This window comes from Mesorhizobium monacense, assembly GCF_056781675.1.
Genome location: NZ_CM165567.1, coordinates 5,089,998 through 5,107,758 on the forward strand (window position 1 = coordinate 5,089,998; position 17,761 = coordinate 5,107,758).

Genomic DNA, 17,761 nt, shown 5'->3' on the forward strand with positions numbered 1-17,761 from the left:
TTCTCCAGTTCATTGGGAATTCAGGAAAAGGCGTGCGTGCCGACCGGTGCCAGGGCATAGCCATGCCGTATGACACAAGAGACGCCGCGCCATTGCGCGGTTCGCGGAAGAAAGACACCGAAATGCCTCCAATCGAAAGGGTTCAAGGCCCAGACATCAAAGGGATGCGCTGACGCGCGAGCCTCCATAAAGCGGCGAAGGGGCCGGAAGTCAACTGGCACGCATCAGAAAATTCAATTGAAACAACAGTTTAGAATTATTCTAAACTGCGACTGTCAACTTTAAGCCCTGTGCCCCCAGAACACAGCGATTGACAGGCGACCATTCCCGGTGCGACCCGGATCGGGGCTCTTGCGACGGCGGCGGACAATCGCCACCTGGCGTAACAGCCTAGATTTGAAATGAAAAAGCAGGATTGCGATGAAGAACGGGGTGGTCATTGTCGGTGCGGGTCACGCTGGCGTGCAGGCGGCGGCGAGCCTGCGTGAAGAAGGTTACGACGGCCCCGTCATCCTGATCGGCGACGAAAATGAGCTGCCCTACCACAAGCCACCGCTGTCGAAGACCTTCATCAAGGACCAGGAGGCCAAGCCGCAGCCGCTGCGCGGCGAGGCCTTTTACACCGGCAGCACCATCGACTACAGGCCGGGCATCCGGATCGACGCTATCAATGCCAACGCCCGTAGGCTGGAGATATCAGGCGGCGGCACGCTCGGCTTCGACCGGCTGATCCTGGCGAGCGGCTCGCGGCCGCGCATTCTCAAGTTGCCGGGTTCGGAGCTTGCCGGGGTACTGTCGCTGCGCTCGATCGCCGACGCCCGCCTGATCCGCGAATTGAGTTCGCAAAGCGAGGACGTCGTCATCCTCGGCGGCGGCTTCATCGGGCTGGAGATCGCGGCGACGCTGAGAGCGGCCGGCCGCAAGGTGACGGTGGTCGAAGCCGTCGACCGGCTGCTTGGCCGGGCGGTGGCGCCGGTCATTGCCAGCCATGTCCGGCAGCGGCTGGAAGCGATGGGCGTGCGCATCCTCACCGGCACCACCATCGATCGGCTCGAAGGTGAAGACGTCCATGTGTCGGGCGCTATCACCTCCAGCGGCGAGCAACTGCCGGCGCAGATGGTCATCATCGGCATCGGCGTGGTGCCGAATGTCGAGCTAGCCGAGGCCGCCGGCATCGCCATCGCCAACGGTATCCGCGTCGACCCGCAGATGCGCACGTCGCTGCCCGAGATTCTCGCGATCGGCGACGCCGCGTCCTACCGCCATTGGTTCACTAACGCCGACGTGCGGCTGGAATCGGTGCAGAACGCCACCGACCAGGCGCGGCTTGCCGCGCGCACCATCGTCGGCCATGCCGAAACCTATTCGGCCGTGCCGTGGTTCTGGTCGGATATCGGCGACATGAAACTGCAGATGGTCGGCCTGACATCGGGCGGCGACAGCCATGTCGTGCTGGGCGACATCAACGAGAACAAGTTCTCGATTTACCACTACGCGGCAAACCGGCTGCTCGGCATCGAATCGGTCAACCGTCCGGGTGACCACATGCTCGGCCGCAAAATGCTCGGCGCCGGCTTCTCGCCAACGCCGCAGACGGTTGCGACTGGGCCCGATGGATTGAAGGCGGCGCTTGCCGCCTTCCAGGACGAACCTGCCCGAGTGGCTGGTTAAGCGGCGCGAGCCTCGCGGATCGAGCTTTCCAGAATGTCGAGCGCCTCATTCATGACGCCATCCTGGATGGTGATCGGCGCCAGGAAGCGGATGACATTGCCGTAGACGCCGCAGGTAAGCAGGATCAGGCCTTTGTCGAGCGCCTTCAGCCGTACCGCATTGGCGATCTCGGCCGACGGCAGGCCTTTCTTCACATCGTTGAACTCGACCGCGTTCATGAAGCCCGGGCCCCTGATATCGACGATCTCGGGCACGTCGTCGCGGATCGACTGCAGCCGTTGCTTCAGGCGGGCGCCCAGCGCATTGGCGCGGTCACAGAGCTTTTCCTCCTCGATCACGTCGAGCACGGCGTGTGCCGCGGCGACGCCGATCGGGCTGCCACCATAGGTGCCGCCGAGACCGCCGGGGTTCGGCGCATCCATGAGTTCGGCGCGGCCGGTGACCGCCGCCAGCGGGAAGCCGCCGGCAAGGCTCTTGGCCATGGTGGTGATGTCGGCGGCGACTTCGTGATGATCCATGGCGAACATCTTGCCGGTGCGGGCAAAGCCGGTCTGCACCTCGTCGGCGATCAGGAGCATGCCGTGCTGGTCGCAGATCTTGCGCAGCGCCGCCATGAAATCGCGTGGCGCTTCGTAGAAACCGCCCTCGCCCTGTACGGGCTCGATGATGATCGCCGCAACGCGGGCCGGGTCGACATCAGCCTTGAACAGCCGGTCGAGCGCCGCCAGCGAATCGGCGACCGAAACGCCGTGCAGCGCCACCGGGAACGGCGCATGGAAGACGTCGGCCGGCATGGCGCCGAAGCCGACCTTGTAGGGCACAACCTTGCCGGTCAGCGCCATGCCCATGAAGGTGCGGCCATGGAAGCCGCCGGAAAAGGCTATGACGGCGGGACGGCCGCTGGCGTTGCGGGCGATCTTGATGGCGTTCTCGACCGCCTCGGCGCCGGTGGTGACGAAGATCGTCTTCTTGTCGAACTTGCCGGGCAGCATGCCGTTCAGCCGCTCGGCCAGCCGCACATAGCTCTCATAAGGCACGACCTGGTGGCAGGTGTGGGTGAACCGGTCGAGTTGCGCCTTGACCGCCTCGATCACCTTGGGATGGCGATGGCCGGTGTTGACGACGGCGATGCCCGACGAGAAGTCGATGTAGCGGCGACCTTCGACGTCCCAGATCTCGGAATTCTCGGCGCGGTCGGCGTAGATCTGCGTCGTCATGCCGACGCCGCGCGAAATCGACTGGTTCTTGCGCTCGGAAATGGCTGAATTCTTCATTTCATCCCTCATCGGGCCGACGCCCGTTCTCGTTGATGGCTGTTCCAGACCTCTTCTGACCTTATTTCACGTTTTCCTCAAGTCGGCAGCATTGCCAGGCGATTGGGCCTGCCGCCGCGCCCCGGAGCCTGTGCCGGCCTGCCCTTAACCAACCGATACGCGTACGAAGAGGTTCCCTTTTTCGGGGGATCGACTATCCTCGCAATCGCCTGTGACAACTCGTCGTCAAGAGCGCCCCGGGCTGGTGAGGGACCCATGAGCAGGAACGCGACATCCTCCGCCCCGCAGCCGTCCTCCCCCCGCCTTTTGTCATTCCCGACCACTCGCGCCATTCTCGTTTTTGCAGTGCTGCCGCTGCTTCTGACCGACTGCCAGAAGCAGGAGGCGGCCGACAAGAAGCTGCCCGTCATGGTGCGCACCGAGACAGTGGCGATGGCCGACTATGCGCCGAGGACCTCGCTCACCGGCGTGATCGCCGCGCGCACGCTGAACAATTTGTCGTTCCGTGTCGGCGGCCGCGTCGCCGAACGGCTTGTCGATGTCGGCCAGCACATTGATCGGGGTGCCATGCTCGCCCGCATCGATCCGCAGGAACAGGAATCCGACCGGCGCTCGGCGCAGGCCGATCTCGACGCTGCGCAGGCGCAATTGACCCAGGCCGCGGCCGCCTTCGAGCGGCAGAAGACGCTGCTCGCACAGGGCTTCACCACAAGGCGAGAGTACGACGCGGCCGACCAGGCGTCGAAGGTGGCGCAAGGCAGCCTCGACGCAGCCCAGAGCGCGCTCGCCAATGCCAAGGAGAACCTGTCCTTTACCGAGCTCAAGGCAGGTGCGGCCGGTTTGATCACCGCCCGCCAGGTCGAAGCCGGACAGGTGGTGCAGGCGGCGCAGACCGTCTTCACCATCGCCGAGGATGGCGATCGCGACGCGGTCTTCAACGTGCAGGAGACGCTGGTTTCGCCCGGTGCAGTACCGCGTCGGCGGTCCCGACATCCAGACGGTGCGCGACCTGGCGCAGCAGTTCGCCGGCATCATTTCCACCAATCCGAAGCTGGCAGCCCCCACCTTCGACTGGAATGAGCCGCAGCGCGTGCTGCGGGTCGACGTGCTGCAGGAAAAGGCGCGCCAGCTCGGCATCACCTCCTCCGACATCGCCAGCGCGCTGAACAGCACGGTCGGTGGCGTCACCATCACCCAGGTGCGCGACGCCACCTACCTGATCAATGTGGTCGCCCGCTCGCGCGAGGCCGAACGCGGCTCGATCGGAACGCTGCAGAACATGCAATTGCCGACCGGCACCGGCGAGTCGATCCCGCTCGCGGCGGTGGCCAACTTCCGCTACGAGCTCGAACAGCCGACAGTATGGCGCCGCGACCGCATCCCGACGATCACCGTGCGCGCCGGGCTGGTCGGCGACGTGCTGCCCGCCACCGTCAACGAATTGAAGCCGTCGGTCGATGCCTTCATCGCCAAGCTGCCGCCGGGCTATTCGGTTGCCACCGCCGGCTCGGTCGAGGAGAGCGCCAACAGCCAGGGCCCGATCGCTGCCGTGGTGCCGCTGATGCTGTTCATCATGGCGACAATCCTGATGGTGCAGTTGCAGAGCTTCCAGCGCCTGTTCCTGGTCGTGGCGGTGGCGCCACTCGGGCTGATCGGCGTGGTGGCCGCACTGGTGCCCAGCGGCGCGCCGCTCGGCTTCGTCGCCATTCTCGGCGTGCTGGCGCTGATCGGCATCCTGATTCGCAACTCTGTGATCCTGATCGTGCAGATCGAAGACCTCGTCGCCGAAGGCAAGGATCGCTGGGCGGCCGTCATCGAGGCGACCGAGCACCGCATGCGGCCGATCGCGCTGACGGCGGCTGCCGCCAGCCTGGCACTGATCCCGATCGCGCGCGAAGTGTTCTGGGGGCCGATGGCCTACGCCATGATGGGCGGCATCATCGCCGGCACGGCAATCACGCTGCTGTTCCTGCCGGCGCTTTATGTGACGTGGTTCAGGATCAAGGAGCCGAAGCAGGCGCAGGAGAGCGAAAGCTCACAAGGCAAAACGGTGCCGGAAGGTGGGGCAGCCTGAGGCAGAAAATTCGAGTTGCGACGTAAGCGATAGAAGTTACACCCTCACAAATCCTTCGCTCGCCCTGAGCAGGTTGCGCGTGTAGTCCTTGGTCACGCGATGCCCGATCAGTTGGCTCGCCGTGAGATTTTCCACCGCCTCGCCATTCTGCATCACCATCAGCCGCTCGCACATATGGGTGACGATGGCGAGGTCGTGGCTGACCATCAGGAAGGTGAGCTTGCGCCGCCGCCGGATCTCTTCCAGCAGGTTGAGCACTTCGGCCTGCACCGAGGCATCGAGCGCCGAGGTCGGCTCGTCGAGCAGCAGGATCGACGGTTCGAGGATGAGTGCCCGCGCAATCGCCACGCGCTGGCGCTGGCCGCCGGAGAGTTGATGCGCATAGCGGAAGCGGAAACCGGTTCCGAGGCCCACCTCGTCCAGCGCGCGCTGAATGCGCTTCTCGCCATCGGCAAAGCCGTGGATGGCGAGCGGCTCCTGCAGCAGGCGGTCGACTGTCTGGCGCGGATGCAGCGAGCCATAGGGGTCCTGGAAGACCATCTGCACCTCGCGGTAGAAGGCCTTGTCACGGCGCGTGCCGAGCGTCTTGCCGTTGACGGCGATGGTGCCCGATGCGGCCGGCGCGAGACCGGCGATGGCTTTCAGCAGCGTCGACTTGCCGGAACCGCTCTCGCCGACCAGCCCGTAGGAGTCGCCTGATTTGACTTCGAGGCTGACGCCTCTCAGTGCGCGAAAGCGGTCGAAGACCACCTCCAGCCCGTCGATGGAAAGCGCGGCATTCATGCCGCCCACTCCGGCTTGCGGTCGAGCACCGGCAGCGGGTGGCGTTCGAAGCCGATCCTTGGCATGCAATTGAGCAGGCCGCGCGTGTAGGGATGCTGGGCGTCGCGGAGCTCCGATGCCTTGAGCTGCTCAACCACCTTGCCGGCATACATGACGATGACGCGGTCGCAGAAGGAAGAGACCAGGCGCAGATCGTGCGAGATGAAGATCAGCCCCATGCCGCGCTCGCTGACCAGTCTGTCGAGAATACCGAGCACATCGAGCTGCACGGTAACGTCGAGCGCCGAAGTCGGCTCGTCGGCGATCATCATCTCCGGACCGGCGATCAGCATCATGGCGATCATGGCGCGCTGGCCCATGCCGCCCGAGACCTGGTGCGGATGCAGATCGAAGACGCGGGCCGGGTCGCGGATCTGCACCGCCTCCAGCATAGCCAGCGCCCGCTCGCGCGCCTCGGCTTTTCCGACCTTCTCATGCGTGCGCAGCGTCTCGACGATCTGACGGCCGATGCTCATCACCGGGTCGAGCGAATATTTCGGATCCTGCAGGATCATGGCGATGCGTTTTCCGCGCAGCGCCCGACGCTGGCGGGCCGGCGCCGCCAGCAGATCGATGCCGTCGAAGGCTAGCTTTTTCGCCGTCACCTCGGCTTGCGGCGGCGTCAAGCCCATGATGGCGCGGCCGGTCTGCGACTTGCCGGAGCCGCTCTCGCCGACGATGCCGAGCCGCTCGCGGCCGAGCGAGAAGGAAACGCCGCGCACCGCCTGGACCAGGCCGGTCCGGGTCGGAAAGTTGACGCACAGGTCGTCGACTTCGAGAAGCGCGCTCATTGGTCACCGCTCCGGGGATCGAGCGCGTCACGCAGGCCGTCGCCGAGCAGGTTGAAGCCGAGGCTGACGATGAGGATGGCGAAGCCCGGCGCGCCCGCCACCCACCATTGGTCGAGCACGAAGCGGCGGCCGGATGCGATCATGGCGCCCCATTCCGGCAGCGGCGGCTGCGCGCCGAGGCCGAGGAAGCCCAAGCCGGCGGCGGTGAGGATGATGCCGGCCATGTCGAGCGTCACGCGGATGATCAGCGAGGAGATGCAGAGCGGCATGATGTGGCGCAGAACGATGCGGAACGGCGAGGCGCCCATCAATTGCACTGCCTTGATGTAATCCGAATTGCGCACCGTCAGCGTCTCGGCGCGCGCGATGCGGGCATAGGGCGGCCAGGAGGTGATGGCGATCGCCAGCACCGCGTTCTCGATGCCGGGGCCAAGGGCGGCGACGAAGGCCAGCGCCAGGATCAACTTCGGGAAAGCGAGGAAGATGTCGGTGATGCGCATCAGGATGGCATCGGTCCAGCCGCCGGCATAGCCGGCGACGGTGCCGACCAGCAGGCCGATGGGCGCTGCGATGATGGCGACGAGAATGACGACGTAGAGCGTCCAACGCGAGCCGTAGATGATGCGCGAATAGATGTCGCGGCCGAGATCGTCGGTGCCGAACCAGTGCGCGGCACTTGGCGCCAGCAAGCGAGAGCCCTTGAGGTCGCCAATGGTCGGCGAATAGGGGGCCAGCACGTCGGCGAAGGCCGCGACCACAAGCAGTCCGATGATGATGAGCAGGCCGACAAACGCCAGCCGGTTGGCGGAAAAGCGCCGCCAGGCCACATAGGCACGGCCGAGCCTTGCTTGCATGCGCGAGGCCGGCCGATCGCTGAGCAGCCAGTCGCGGCGGGTCTGGATTGTTTCCGCGCTCATCCTGCCTTGGTCCTCGGATCGAGCACCCGGTAGAGCAGGTCGGAGAAAAGATTGATGGCGATGAAGACCGAGCCGATGACGATGGTGCCGCCGAGCACGGCATTCATGTCGGCGTTCTGCAGCGAATTGGTGATGTAGAGGCCGATGCCCGGCCACGAGAACACCGTCTCGGTCAGCACCGAGCCTTCGAGCAACCCGGCGTAGGAGAGCGCGATCACCGTGACCATCGGCACCGCGGCGTTGCGCAGTGCGTGGGACCAGATGATGCGCCGTTCCGACAGGCCCTTGGCGCGCGCGGCGACGATGTATTCCTGCGAAAGCTCGTTCAGCATGAAGGAGCGTGTCATGCGGCTGATATAGGCGAGCGAGAAATAGCCGAGCAGCGAGGCCGGCAAGATGATGTGGCGAAAGGCGTCGTAGAAGACATCCCACTGCCCCTGCATCGCCGCGTCGAGGAGATAGAAGCCGGTGATCGGCGTGAAGGTGTATTCGTAGACGACGTCGAGCCGCGCCGGGAAAGCCACCCACTGCAGCTTGGCGTAAAACAGGACAAGCCCGAGCAGGCCCAGCCAGAAGATCGGCACGGAATAGCCGATCAGGCCGAGGATGCGCACGATCTGGTCGATGAAGCTGCCGCGCCGGACTGCTGCCAGCACGCCTAATGGCACACCGATGACCGAGCCGATCAGCGTGCCGAGCGTCGCCAGTTCGATGGTCGCCGGAAACGCGCGGCGGATGTCGGTCATCACCGGGTTGGTGGTCAGCACCGAGGTGCCGAAATCGCCGTTCAGCGCGCCTTTCACGTAGATGTAGAACTGCTCGATCAGCGGCAGGTCGAGCCCCATCTCGCGACGGGTGCGCTCGACGACATTGGCCGGCGCCCGGTCGCCCAGCACCGCCAGCACCGGGTCGATCGGGATGACGCGGCCGATGAAGAAGGTCACCGCGAGAAGACCGAGATAGGTCGTGATCGCGATGACCAGGAAGCGGCCGATCGATGATAGAACAGTGACGGCACGGGCACTGCCGCGCCCTGCCGCCACCTGGTTTTCAGCCGCGCTCATGCGGCGCGTCCGCCGGCATCACTCCTTTGAGACCGAACCGACGAAATTGGTGTCGAAGCTCGGGCCGAGCGCAAAGCCCTTGAGGTTCTTGCGCAGGCCGGCCACTTCCAGTTGCTGGTGGATGACGACGAAGGGGCTGGTGTCGAGGATCGTCTTCTGCAGATCCTTGTACATCTCGGCGCGCTTGGCCGAGTCCTTTTCGAGCAGGGCGGCTTCGGTTTGCTTGGTCAGGTCCGGAATGTCCCAGGCGTTGCGCCAGGCCAGCGTCTTGGTCTTGCCGGCATCCGAATTGTCGGGGTTCGAGGCAAAGGTCTGGGCGTTGGAGTTCGGATCGAAGTAATCCTGGCCCCACTGGCCGATATAGATGTCGTGGTTGCGAGCGCGGTACTTGGTCAGGGTCTGCTTGCCGTCGCCGGGGATGATCTCCAGTTTGATGCCGGCCTGGCCCAGCGTCTGCTGGATCGATTCCGCCATGCCGGTGATCGGCTGGCCGTTGCGCACATCCATGGTGACGCTGAAGCCGTCGGGCAGGCCGGCCTTGGCCAGCAGTTCCTTGGCCTTGGCGACGTCGAGCTTGAACGGGTTCTCGTCGATTGCGCCCAGGTCGCCCTTGGGCAGGAAGGATTGGTGGATTTCGCCGATGCCCTTGAGGATGGTCGAGCTCAGCGCGTCGTAGTCGACCAGATATTTGAAGGCCTGGCGAACCTCGGGCCTGGCGAGGTTCGGATTCTTCTGGTTTAGGCTGATATAGAAGACCGTGCCCTTGGGCGCGCCGGTGGTGGTGAGGTCGGCATTCTTGGCGATGGCGTCGAGATCGTTCGGCTCGAGGTTGCGGGCAACGTCGATGTCGCCGGCCTCGAGCGCTAAACGTTGTGCCGAGCTCTCCTTCATGTTGCGGTAGATGACGCGGGCGAGCTTGGCTTTCTCGCCATTGTAATTGTCGTTGCGCTCCATGACGACGGCTTCGTTGGCGCGCCATTCGCGCAGCTTGAACTGGCCAGAACCGGCATAGCCGGTCTTCAGCCAGGCATTGCCGAAGTCGTTGTCCCATTTGTAGTCGGCGCTCGGCGTCACCGCGGCGACATGCTCCTTGACCACCTTGGCGTCGACCACTGAAGCAACGGTGGCCGACAGGCAGTTCAGCACGAAGCTCGGCGCGTAGGCCTTGTCGACGGTGAACTGGAAGGTCGTGTCGTCGACGGCCTTGGCCTTCTCGGCGACATTGTCGCCGCTGATGCCGAACTGACTGATGATGAAGCCCGGGCTCTTGTCCAGCTTGACGGCGCGCTCGAAGGAATAGGCGACGTCGGCCGCCGTGATCGGGTTGCCGGAAGCGAATTTAAGCCCGGGCTTGAGCTTGAAGGTGTAGGTCAGGCCGTCGTCGGAGACGGTCCAGCTTTCAGCAAGGTCGCCCTTGACCTTGGAAGTGTCGCTGAGGTCGAGGCGAACGAGAAGATCGTAGGTGTTGCCGGTGACCTCCGCGGTCGACAGCTCGAACGCCTCGCCGGGATCCATGGATATGATGTCGTCGATGGCGAAACCTTCGACCAGCGTGTCGGCGGGCGTGACGGCAAACGCGGGTGCTACGAGCAGCGCGGACAGTGCGGCACCTGCAAGCAATGCGCGTGAGCGGAGAGCAAACTTTTCCAGCATCATGGTGATCGTTCCCTGTTTTGTCGGTTTGTTGACCTGAGTTCCCGGCTCAGGATTGCAGAATTCTTTAGGGCCGAACGACGGCCCCATGACCCTTTAGCGTCGTGGTTTTTGTCCAGTTGGTCAACACCATATCCGGCGGCTTCCGAGCCGGCAACGAGCATTTGCAAGGCCGTATATTGGTCCAGAACGGCTTGCCAAGCCGAGGCAAACGCCGGCTAACCAATGCCTCCAATCGGGAAACACTGCTAATGTCTGGGCTACTTCAGCACTGCGACCAGATCGGCGTCCGGAAAGCAGGTGGCGGCGCGGCCGTTCTTTGCCTGCCAGTTGCCGATCGAGCGGCGCGTCTTGAAGCCGGGCAGGCCGTCGGCGCTGCCGACATCGTAGCCCTCGGCCTCGAGTGCCCGCTGCAGGGCGGCGATGTCGGATCTGTGCAGGCCGCCGACCGGCCCCCAACTGCCGGTAAAATTCGAGTCGCCGTTGGCGATGCGGTCGGCGCCATGGCCGATGAACAGGGCGTAGAGGTCGCTGGTGTTGTATTCCTTCAGCACGTAGAAATTGGGCGTGACGATGAAGGCTGGGCCGCTACGCCCGGCCGGCATCAGGAGAAAGCCCCCGGCCTTCAATTCGCTTGTCGGGAAGGCTTTCGTGCCGACGCGCCTGATGCCCATCGCCACCCATTCGGAGATCTTCTTGCCCTGGTCTGGTCCTTCGAGCGAGCAGGAGACTTTTTGCGGCACCGTCACCTCGAACCCCCAGCCGCGGCCCCTCACCCAGCCATAGTGGACGAGATAGTTGGCGATCGAGGCGAGCACGTCAGGCGCCGAGTTCCAGATGTCGGGCCGGCCGTCGCCGTCGAAGTCGACGGCATGTTTGAGGAAGGATGTCGGCATGAATTGCGGCTGGCCGAGCGCGCCGGCCCAGGACGATTTCATCGCCCCAACCGGGGCCAGCCCGCGCTCGACGATCTCGAGTGCCGCCAGCAGCTCGGTGCGGAAGAAGTCCTTCCTGGTCGACATGAATGCCTTGGTGCCCAGCACCTCGAAGGCGTCGTAAGGCATCTTGGCCGCGCCGAAGCCACTTTCGCGGCCCCAGATCGCCAGCAGCACCTCGCCCGGCACGCCGTAGCGCTTCTCGAGCAATCCGAGCACCCTTGCATTGGCGCCCTCGCGCGTCCGTCCGCCGGCGGTGACGGCGCGAACGGTCTTCTCGGCGAAATAGGCGCCGGGCGATCCGAACTCAGCCTGATGCTGTTTTTGCGGCGTCGTCGGCTTCTCGCCGGGCATGACCAGGTCGGGCAGCTTGAGGTTCGGCTTCACGCCGATGAAGGCCTCGTCGAAGGTTTTCTTGGAGATGCCTTTGGCCTTGGCTTCGGGCCAGAGGTCGTTCTGCAGCCAGGCATAGAACTGGTCGTCGATTTTTGCGGCGGAGGCGGGGAAGGTGGCGAGGAGCGCGATCAGCGCCGCGAAGACGTAAAGCAGAGCCAATTTGAGAGATTGGCGTTCCTTCACACCCCGCTCTGTCCTGCCGAGGGGGGTGGGACGGAGTGCAATCGTTTCAGGAAAACCGCTCATCACAGATCCTCCCCGCCAATTGCGTCAAAACGCCGTCCGCGAGCGAAGCGCGGCAGCAAGCGTGCCTTCATCGAGATAATCAAGCTCCCCGCCGACCGGCACGCCATGCGCCAAACGAGTGACTTTGATTTCGAAGCCGGAAAGCTGATCCGTCAAATAGTGAGCCGTAGTCTGGCCCTCGACGGTGGCGTTGACGGCGAGGATGACCTCCTTCACCTCGCCACCCGCCACACGGTCGACCAGCGAGCGGATGTTGAGCTGTTCGGGGCCGATGCCGTCGAGCGGCGACAGCGTGCCGCCAAGCACATGGTAGCGCACGTTCATGGCGGCTGCCCGCTCCAGCGCCCACAGGTCGGAGACATCCTCGACGACGATCAGCGTGGCGGCGTCGCGGCGCGGATCGGTGCAGATCATGCAGGGGTCGGAGGTGTCGACGTTGCCGCAGGTGGTGCAAATGCGCACCTTGTCGGCCGCCTCGCCCATGGCGGCGGCGAGCGGCGACAAAAGCTGCTCCTTCTTCTTGATGAGATGAAGGGCGGCACGCCTAGCCGAACGGGGACCGAGCCCCGGCACCTTGGCCAGGAGCTGGATCAGGCGTTCGATCTCGGGACCGGCGATTCGCTTGGACATCGCACTGATCTAGGATTTTTCCACGCGCTTTGGAACAGCGCAGCGCCACGCGTCCGCACGCTACCTGCCGAAACCAGTCAGCCCAGGACGCCCAGCCAAGACGCTGAGCGCCGACCGTTCCTTAGTAGGTTTCGAGCGGCCGGCTCTGGCTGACGATCAGCGCGCCGATGGCATCGGTGTTCTCAGGCGTCGACTGGAACCCCATCGCTGCCTCTTGCGGCGCCGGGAACGAGGTGATGGCCTGCTGGGGTGCGGGTCCGCCGAAACGGGAAGCGTCCGGTTCCTGCATGGGCTCCTGCATCGCCACAACGGTCTGCTTGGGCGGCGCGGATTTCACCGCCGCAGCGACGCGCGAGGATTTCGTCGGCTGCGCTACTGCAGCGGTGACATAGGTTGCCTGGGCGGGGGCTGCCTGGGCGGGAACTGTCTTGTCGGCCGTCGCCCTGGCAGTCGTCGCCTTGACGGTGGTCGCCTTGACACCGGGCAAAGGTTCCGCGGAAGCCACGAGCGTCACCGGCGCGGCGGCCTCCGATGACCGAGGCGTCGCAGAGGCAACCATCGTCTGGGGCTCGTCCGGCAGCGGCTTCCAGTTGCGGCCGCGCTTCTCATAGAAGGCGTTGCCGCCGGCGACCATCGTGTAGTGCATGTTCTTGTAGGGGAAGCGCAGGCCGGCGGTGTGGAAGAACATCGTGTTCTTCAGCTTGCCCTTGCGCTCGCCCTTGAGCACCGCCTCGGCGGCTTCCTCGACATCGGGCATCGCCTTGGAGTTCATCGGCCGCGTCATCACGCCCGGCGCGAACTGGCCTTTCTCACCGACAACTTCGCAGATGGTGTTGCCATGCTGGCCCGAGCGGAGCCGGTTCATCACCACCGTGCCGACAGCGATCATGCCGTCGCGGCTCGACCGGTTGGACTCGAAGAACATCGCCCGCTCCAGGCACTCCTTCTCCTTCGGCGTGTGGCCGTAAGCGCGTGTGCTGAGGAAGCTTGGCGTGATGGCGTTGGTCAGGCTGGCGACCGACATGCCGTGCGTGGTGGTCTGGCTGCAACCGGCCAGGAACAGGGGAGAAGTGACGATGCTGAGCAGCAGCGGCGTCTTCCATCGCGTCGCGATCAACAAAAATGCCTCATTTCCAGCTGCCAGCCCGCCCCGAGATGTGGCAAGAATGAGACTCTTAACGGCAAAAAGATGGCTAAAGGATTAGCATTCGTGCAGCATAGGTAAAACTTTATAAATGCCCGGAAATGACAGCGTGAACTAAGCCGGGGAAAGTCCTAACAACAGCCCCGGCGTCCAATTTCCGTTCATAATCAATTAACTGGTTGGAGCCGGCTTAGAACGGCAATTTCATTCCGGGCGGGATCGGCAAGCCTGCCGTCAGCGCCTTGGTCTTCTCCTGCATGACCTGCTCGACCTTATTTTTGGCGTCATTGTGAGCGGCGAGAAGCAGGTCCTCGAGGATCTCGACCTCGTCTTCCTTGAACAGCGACGGATCGATCTTCAGCGACTTCATCTCAAACTTGCCGGTCAGCGTCACGACGACCAGGCCGCCGCCTGCCTGGCCGGTGGCTTCCAGCGTGGCGATCTCGTCCTGCATGGCCTGGAACTTGGCCTGCATTTCCTTCGCCTTGCCCATCAGGCCGAGAAGATCTTTCATCGTTAGGTCCTCAGTTTTCAGTTTTCTTCGTCGTCCGCCGCCGATTCGACCTGCAGCTCGGCCTCGGCGTCGTCGACTTCCGGCGTGTCAGGAATGCGCACGTCGATGATCTTGGCGCCGGGAAAGCGCGCCAGGATGGCGGCAACCGTCGGATCGCTCTTGGCATCGAGGAAAGCATTTTCGCGTTTCGTCGATTCCACCTCGGCCATTGTCTGGCCGCCGGCTTCCTTCGACAGCGACACCAGCCAGTTGCGGCCGGTCCAGGCGCGCAGCTTGGTTGTCAGGTCGTTGAGCAGCATCTTCGGCGCGTCGTCAGTCAAGCTGACGTCGATGCGGCCGGGCTCGATGCGCACCAGGCGCACGCAGCGCTTGATCAGCACTTTGAAGGCGATGTCGCGATTGACGTCGGCGAGCGCGGCGATGTCGGCCAGCGATTTCACCGGAACCACGGGCACTTCGGCGATCGGTTCCGGTGCCGGCACGAAAGCGGCGGGTAGCGGCTCGGCCTCGACCAGCCGCATCGTCTGCGCACCGCCGCCGGTCGTCGGCATGCGTGTCTGCGCCACCGCGCTGGCACCGCCGCCATTGCCGGGGTTAGCGGGGCCCCCATTCGAGCGCGGCGCGCCATTGGGAACCGATGCGGCGCCTTCCAGCGATTTCAGCGCCTCGTCCAGCGTCGGCAGGTCGGCGGCATGGGCGAGCCGGATCAGCACCATTTCGGCGGCACTGACCGGCCGGTTGGACGACTGCACCTCGGAGATGCCTTTCAGGAGCATCTGCCATGTCCTGGACAGCACCCGGACCGAAAGCGTCCTGGCGAAATCGGCGCCGCGCCGGCGCTCGTCCTCGGACAGCGAGGCGTCATCGAGGGCGGTCGGCACGAAGCGCAGGCGAGTGACAAGATGGTTGAACTCGGCAAGGTCGGTCAGCACGGCGGCGGGATCGGCGCCGGTGTCGTACTGGTTGCGGAATTCGGCGAGTGCCGCCGCGACGTCGCCCTTCATGACATGTTCGAACAGGTCAACGATGCGGGCACGGTCGGCAAGGCCCAGCATGGCGCGCACGGCTTCGGCGCTGACCGCGCCGCTGCCATGGGCGATCGCCTGGTCGAGAATGGAAAGCGAATCGCGGGCCGAGCCTTCGGCGGCGCGAGCGATCATCGCCAGCGCGTCGTCGTCGACCGCAATGCCTTCCTTGCCGGCGATGGACGAGAGATGCGCGACCAGCGCGCCGGCGTCGATGCGCCTGAGGTCGAAACGCTGGCAGCGCGACAGAACGGTGATCGGCACCTTGCGGATTTCGGTGGTGGCGAAGATGAATTTGACGTGCGGCGGCGGCTCTTCCAGCGTCTTCAACAGGCCGTTGAAAGCCTGGGTGGAGAGCATGTGCACTTCGTCGATGATGTAGACCTTGTAGCGGGCCGACACCGGCGCATAGCGCACGCGCTCGATGATGTCCCTGATATCGTCGATGCCGGTGTGCGAGGCGGCGTCCATCTCGATGACGTCGACATGGCGGCCTTCCATGATCGGCTGGCAATGCTCGCCCAAAACGGCAAGGTCTACCGATGGCTGGTCGACGGTGGCGGTCTTGTAGTTCAGGGCGCGTGCCAGGATGCGGGCCGTCGTCGTCTTGCCGACACCGCGCACGCCGGTCAGCATCCAGGCCTGGGCGATGCGGCCGGAGGCAAAGGCATTGGTCAGCGTGCGGACCATCGGCTCCTGGCCGATCAGCTCGGAGAAATTCGAGGGACGGTATTTGCGCGCCAGGACGCGGTAGGCGCCGGCCTTGTCCGTCCCCAAATTTCCGGCTTCGCTCATTCGCCGTCAAAGCTCCCAGGACCGCGACGGAAGGCGGCCGATTCCTGCGCATAGTTTCGCCCGCACGGCTTGGCGCCGTCAATGTTGCGACAGTAAGGCGAAGAGGCGGGAGGCTGGAACAATGACCCGTTCCGGGCTCGTTAGGGCTGCTTCCTTCCGGACCTGACCCGGTTGGCGAGTGGATCGTCCACCACCAACCTCCCGCGTTCCATATCGGCAATTCGGCGATGAAATGCAAGGGCGCACGAGAATCGGCGCCACGAAGCCCCGGAAGGTTCTTCGCCCGACAGGCCTTCAAATCCGCAATACCGGCCAATGAATCGCTTGCAGCCCCCTTGCAGCCGCTCTAGCGTCCATGAGTCAAAAAAAGCGCTGCGAAGCCCATAAACGTGAGGAAAACGCCTATGCTGCCGGGCCTCAAGGCCGGATTCACGCTCGACGCCAGGCTGGAGGCGGACAGCGAGCAGCTGATGTGGCTTGGCCTGTGCGAACTCAGGGTCATGAACGACCGCCGTTGGCCATGGCTGATCCTGGTGCCGCAGCGGCCGGGCGTGGAAGAAATCCACGACATGACGCCGCTCGACCAGGCGATGCTGACCTTCGAGACCAACATGGTGGCGCAGGCGCTGAAAAGGACCACCGGCTGCACCAAGATCAACACCGGCGCGCTCGGCAATATCGTGCGCCAGCTGCACGTCCATGTCATCGCGCGCTCGGAGGGCGATCCGGGCTGGCCGGGGCCGGTCTGGGGGCACGGCATGCGCGAGCCCTACCAAAAGTCCGACATCCGCCGGTTTGCCCAAACGATCAAGGCGGCGTTATAAGCAGACTCCCGAGTCCATCCTGAGCATTTTTCGAGTCTCCATGAGCTTCCGCCTGTTTGACGCGCCCTTGCGCGAGCCGAGCCAGTTCGTCGGGTTTGCCGGCAACACGATCGACCGGCAGTCCGAGAACCGCGCCGACGATTCCGTCGAAAAGGCGCTCGCCGACCCTGCGGCAAGGCTTCTGCTGATGCATGGCGGCCGGCTTCATCTGAAGCTCGGGGATGGCGGGCTCAATCCCTGGTTCAACGTGACCGAGAGCGGGCCGTTCCAGCCATCACTTGCGCAAGGGGTCCTGCTCGGCTTTTCCGAGAGCGGCCCGGTGCTTGCCGTGCCGGTCGGGATCGAGCCCGAGCAGCTTCCCGAGACGATCAAGGCCATCGACTACCGCTCGGTCTACATGCAAGGGCTGATCGACGAGCCGGCGGCAGGCGCGCTGGCGCAAGGCGCGGCCTTGCTTGCCTGGCATGCCAGCCATCGCTTCTGCAGCAAATGCGGCAATGAATCCGAAATGCGGGCGGGCGGCTACAAGCGGCACTGCCCGGCCTGCGGCACCGAGCATTTCCCGCGCACCGACCCCGTGGCGATCATGCTGACGGTGACGCCGGAAAAATGCCTGCTCGGCCGCGGCCGGCATTTTGGGCCGGGCATGTATTCGGCGCTCGCCGGCTTCATCGAGCCGGGCGAAACGATCGAGGCGGCGGTGCGCCGCGAAACGCTGGAGGAGGCCGGCATCCGGCTTGGCCGTGTCATCTACCACGCCAGCCAGCCCTGGCCGTTCCCCTATTCGCTAATGATCGGCTGCTTCGGCGAACCGCTCAACGACGACATCCAGGCCGACCTCAACGAGCTCGAAGACTGCCGCTGGTTCTACCGCGACGAGGTGCGGTTAATGCTGACCCGCGAGCATGCGGGCGGCCTGATCACACCGCCGAAAGGGGCAATCGCCCACCACCTTATCCGCGCTTGGGTCGATAGCGAGTAGGAGC

Annotated in this window: 14 protein-coding genes, 1 other RNA gene and 2 pseudogenes; 5 read left to right on the top strand and 12 right to left on the bottom strand. The window is 64.4% G+C overall.

Going from position 1 to position 17,761, the window contains the following annotated elements; genetic code table 11:
* Positions 1–420 precede the first annotated feature (420 nt).
* On the top strand, positions 421–1,671 hold the full coding sequence (locus AC1RUK_RS24405; RefSeq protein ID WP_481838604.1) for an NAD(P)/FAD-dependent oxidoreductase: 1,251 nt from the start codon (positions 421–423) through the stop codon (positions 1,669–1,671).
* Here the strand turns inward: AC1RUK_RS24405 and AC1RUK_RS24410 are convergent.
* Entirely contained in the window at positions 1,668–2,945 is a 1,278-nt protein-coding gene (locus AC1RUK_RS24410) for a 4-aminobutyrate--2-oxoglutarate transaminase (RefSeq protein WP_481838603.1), read from the bottom strand. The two genes, AC1RUK_RS24405 and AC1RUK_RS24410, sit on opposite strands and share 4 nt — an antisense overlap.
* 432 nt (positions 2,946–3,377) lie before the next feature.
* Between AC1RUK_RS24410 and AC1RUK_RS24415 the strand changes: the two are divergent.
* Both AC1RUK_RS24415 and AC1RUK_RS24420 read left to right on the top strand, forming a co-directional pair.
* Positions 3,378–3,845, top strand: a pseudogene (locus tag AC1RUK_RS24415) (efflux RND transporter periplasmic adaptor subunit); the annotation flags it as partial.
* A 58-nt stretch (positions 3,846–3,903) separates the two neighbouring features.
* Positions 3,904–5,019, top strand: a pseudogene (locus AC1RUK_RS24420) (efflux RND transporter permease subunit); the annotation flags it as partial.
* 36 nt (positions 5,020–5,055) lie between these two features.
* Here AC1RUK_RS24420 and AC1RUK_RS24425 read toward each other — a convergent pair.
* From AC1RUK_RS24425 to ffs, 11 genes are all read right to left on the bottom strand, one after another.
* Positions 5,056–5,802, bottom strand: coding sequence for an ABC transporter ATP-binding protein (locus tag AC1RUK_RS24425; protein ID WP_481838602.1), 747 nt, complete (start codon positions 5,800–5,802; stop codon positions 5,056–5,058).
* The gene (locus AC1RUK_RS24430; RefSeq protein WP_481838601.1) at positions 5,799–6,632 is read right to left on the bottom strand and encodes an ABC transporter ATP-binding protein; all 834 of its coding nucleotides are present in this window, start codon (positions 6,630–6,632) and stop codon (positions 5,799–5,801) included. Before AC1RUK_RS24430 ends, AC1RUK_RS24425 begins: the two co-directional genes overlap by 4 nt.
* On the bottom strand, positions 6,629–7,549 hold the full coding sequence (gene nikC, locus AC1RUK_RS24435) for a nickel transporter permease (protein ID WP_481838600.1): 921 nt from the start codon (positions 7,547–7,549) through the stop codon (positions 6,629–6,631). Before nikC ends, AC1RUK_RS24430 begins: the two co-directional genes overlap by 4 nt.
* Positions 7,546–8,613, bottom strand: coding sequence for an ABC transporter permease (locus AC1RUK_RS24440; protein WP_481838599.1), 1,068 nt, complete (start codon positions 8,611–8,613; stop codon positions 7,546–7,548). Before AC1RUK_RS24440 ends, nikC begins: the two co-directional genes overlap by 4 nt.
* A gap of 18 nt (positions 8,614–8,631) precedes the next feature.
* Positions 8,632–10,269 carry an ABC transporter substrate-binding protein gene (locus AC1RUK_RS24445; protein WP_481838598.1) on the bottom strand — a complete coding sequence of 546 codons (1,638 nt, stop codon included), beginning with the start codon at positions 10,267–10,269 and terminating at the stop codon, positions 8,632–8,634.
* A 257-nt stretch (positions 10,270–10,526) separates the two neighbouring features.
* Positions 10,527–11,843 carry a lytic murein transglycosylase gene (locus tag AC1RUK_RS24450; protein ID WP_481838597.1) on the bottom strand — a complete coding sequence of 439 codons (1,317 nt, stop codon included), beginning with the start codon at positions 11,841–11,843 and terminating at the stop codon, positions 10,527–10,529.
* A 24-nt stretch (positions 11,844–11,867) separates the two neighbouring features.
* Complete coding sequence (recR, locus tag AC1RUK_RS24455; RefSeq protein WP_006199390.1) at positions 11,868–12,473, bottom strand: recombination mediator RecR; 606 nt, start codon at positions 12,471–12,473, stop codon at positions 11,868–11,870.
* Between the two features lie 121 nt (positions 12,474–12,594).
* Entirely contained in the window at positions 12,595–13,590 is a 996-nt protein-coding gene (locus AC1RUK_RS24460; protein ID WP_481838596.1) for a cell wall hydrolase, read from the bottom strand.
* Positions 13,591–13,807: 217 nt separating this feature from the next.
* Positions 13,808–14,131: a YbaB/EbfC family nucleoid-associated protein gene (locus AC1RUK_RS24465; RefSeq protein ID WP_120015025.1), complete on the bottom strand. Its 324-nt coding sequence runs from the start codon at positions 14,129–14,131 to the stop codon at positions 13,808–13,810.
* Between the two features lie 17 nt (positions 14,132–14,148).
* Positions 14,149–15,951 carry a DNA polymerase III subunit gamma/tau gene (locus AC1RUK_RS24470; RefSeq protein WP_481838595.1) on the bottom strand — a complete coding sequence of 601 codons (1,803 nt, stop codon included), beginning with the start codon at positions 15,949–15,951 and terminating at the stop codon, positions 14,149–14,151.
* A gap of 105 nt (positions 15,952–16,056) precedes the next feature.
* Positions 16,057–16,153, bottom strand: an RNA gene (gene ffs / locus AC1RUK_RS24475) — signal recognition particle sRNA small type.
* A gap of 202 nt (positions 16,154–16,355) precedes the next feature.
* Here ffs and AC1RUK_RS24480 point away from each other — a divergent pair.
* Both AC1RUK_RS24480 and nudC read left to right on the top strand, forming a co-directional pair.
* The gene (locus AC1RUK_RS24480; protein WP_120015023.1) at positions 16,356–16,775 is read left to right on the top strand and encodes an HIT domain-containing protein; all 420 of its coding nucleotides are present in this window, start codon (positions 16,356–16,358) and stop codon (positions 16,773–16,775) included.
* Positions 16,776–16,815: 40 nt separating this feature from the next.
* Entirely contained in the window at positions 16,816–17,757 is a 942-nt protein-coding gene (gene nudC / locus AC1RUK_RS24485) for an NAD(+) diphosphatase (protein ID WP_481838594.1), read from the top strand.
* Positions 17,758–17,761: the final 4 nt, after the last annotated feature.

Coding starts and splice junctions, on each gene's coding strand:
- AC1RUK_RS24465 (WP_120015025.1), bottom strand. CDS start 14,131: ATGAAAGATCTTCTCGGCCTGATGGGCAAGGCGAAGGAAATGCAGGCC.
- AC1RUK_RS24440 (WP_481838599.1), bottom strand. CDS start 8,613: ATGAGCGCGGCTGAAAACCAGGTGGCGGCAGGGCGCGGCAGTGCCCGT.
- AC1RUK_RS24430 (WP_481838601.1), bottom strand. CDS start 6,632: ATGAGCGCGCTTCTCGAAGTCGACGACCTGTGCGTCAACTTTCCGACC.
- recR (WP_006199390.1), bottom strand. CDS start 12,473: ATGTCCAAGCGAATCGCCGGTCCCGAGATCGAACGCCTGATCCAGCTC.
- AC1RUK_RS24425 (WP_481838602.1), bottom strand. CDS start 5,802: ATGAATGCCGCGCTTTCCATCGACGGGCTGGAGGTGGTCTTCGACCGC.
- AC1RUK_RS24470 (WP_481838595.1), bottom strand. CDS start 15,951: ATGAGCGAAGCCGGAAATTTGGGGACGGACAAGGCCGGCGCCTACCGC.
- AC1RUK_RS24410 (WP_481838603.1), bottom strand. CDS start 2,945: ATGAAGAATTCAGCCATTTCCGAGCGCAAGAACCAGTCGATTTCGCGC.
- AC1RUK_RS24445 (WP_481838598.1), bottom strand. CDS start 10,269: ATGATGCTGGAAAAGTTTGCTCTCCGCTCACGCGCATTGCTTGCAGGT.
- nikC (WP_481838600.1), bottom strand. CDS start 7,549: ATGAGCGCGGAAACAATCCAGACCCGCCGCGACTGGCTGCTCAGCGAT.
- AC1RUK_RS24480 (WP_120015023.1), top strand. CDS start 16,356: ATGCTGCCGGGCCTCAAGGCCGGATTCACGCTCGACGCCAGGCTGGAG.
- AC1RUK_RS24450 (WP_481838597.1), bottom strand. CDS start 11,843: ATGAGCGGTTTTCCTGAAACGATTGCACTCCGTCCCACCCCCCTCGGC.
- AC1RUK_RS24405 (WP_481838604.1), top strand. CDS start 421: ATGAAGAACGGGGTGGTCATTGTCGGTGCGGGTCACGCTGGCGTGCAG.
- nudC (WP_481838594.1), top strand. CDS start 16,816: ATGAGCTTCCGCCTGTTTGACGCGCCCTTGCGCGAGCCGAGCCAGTTC.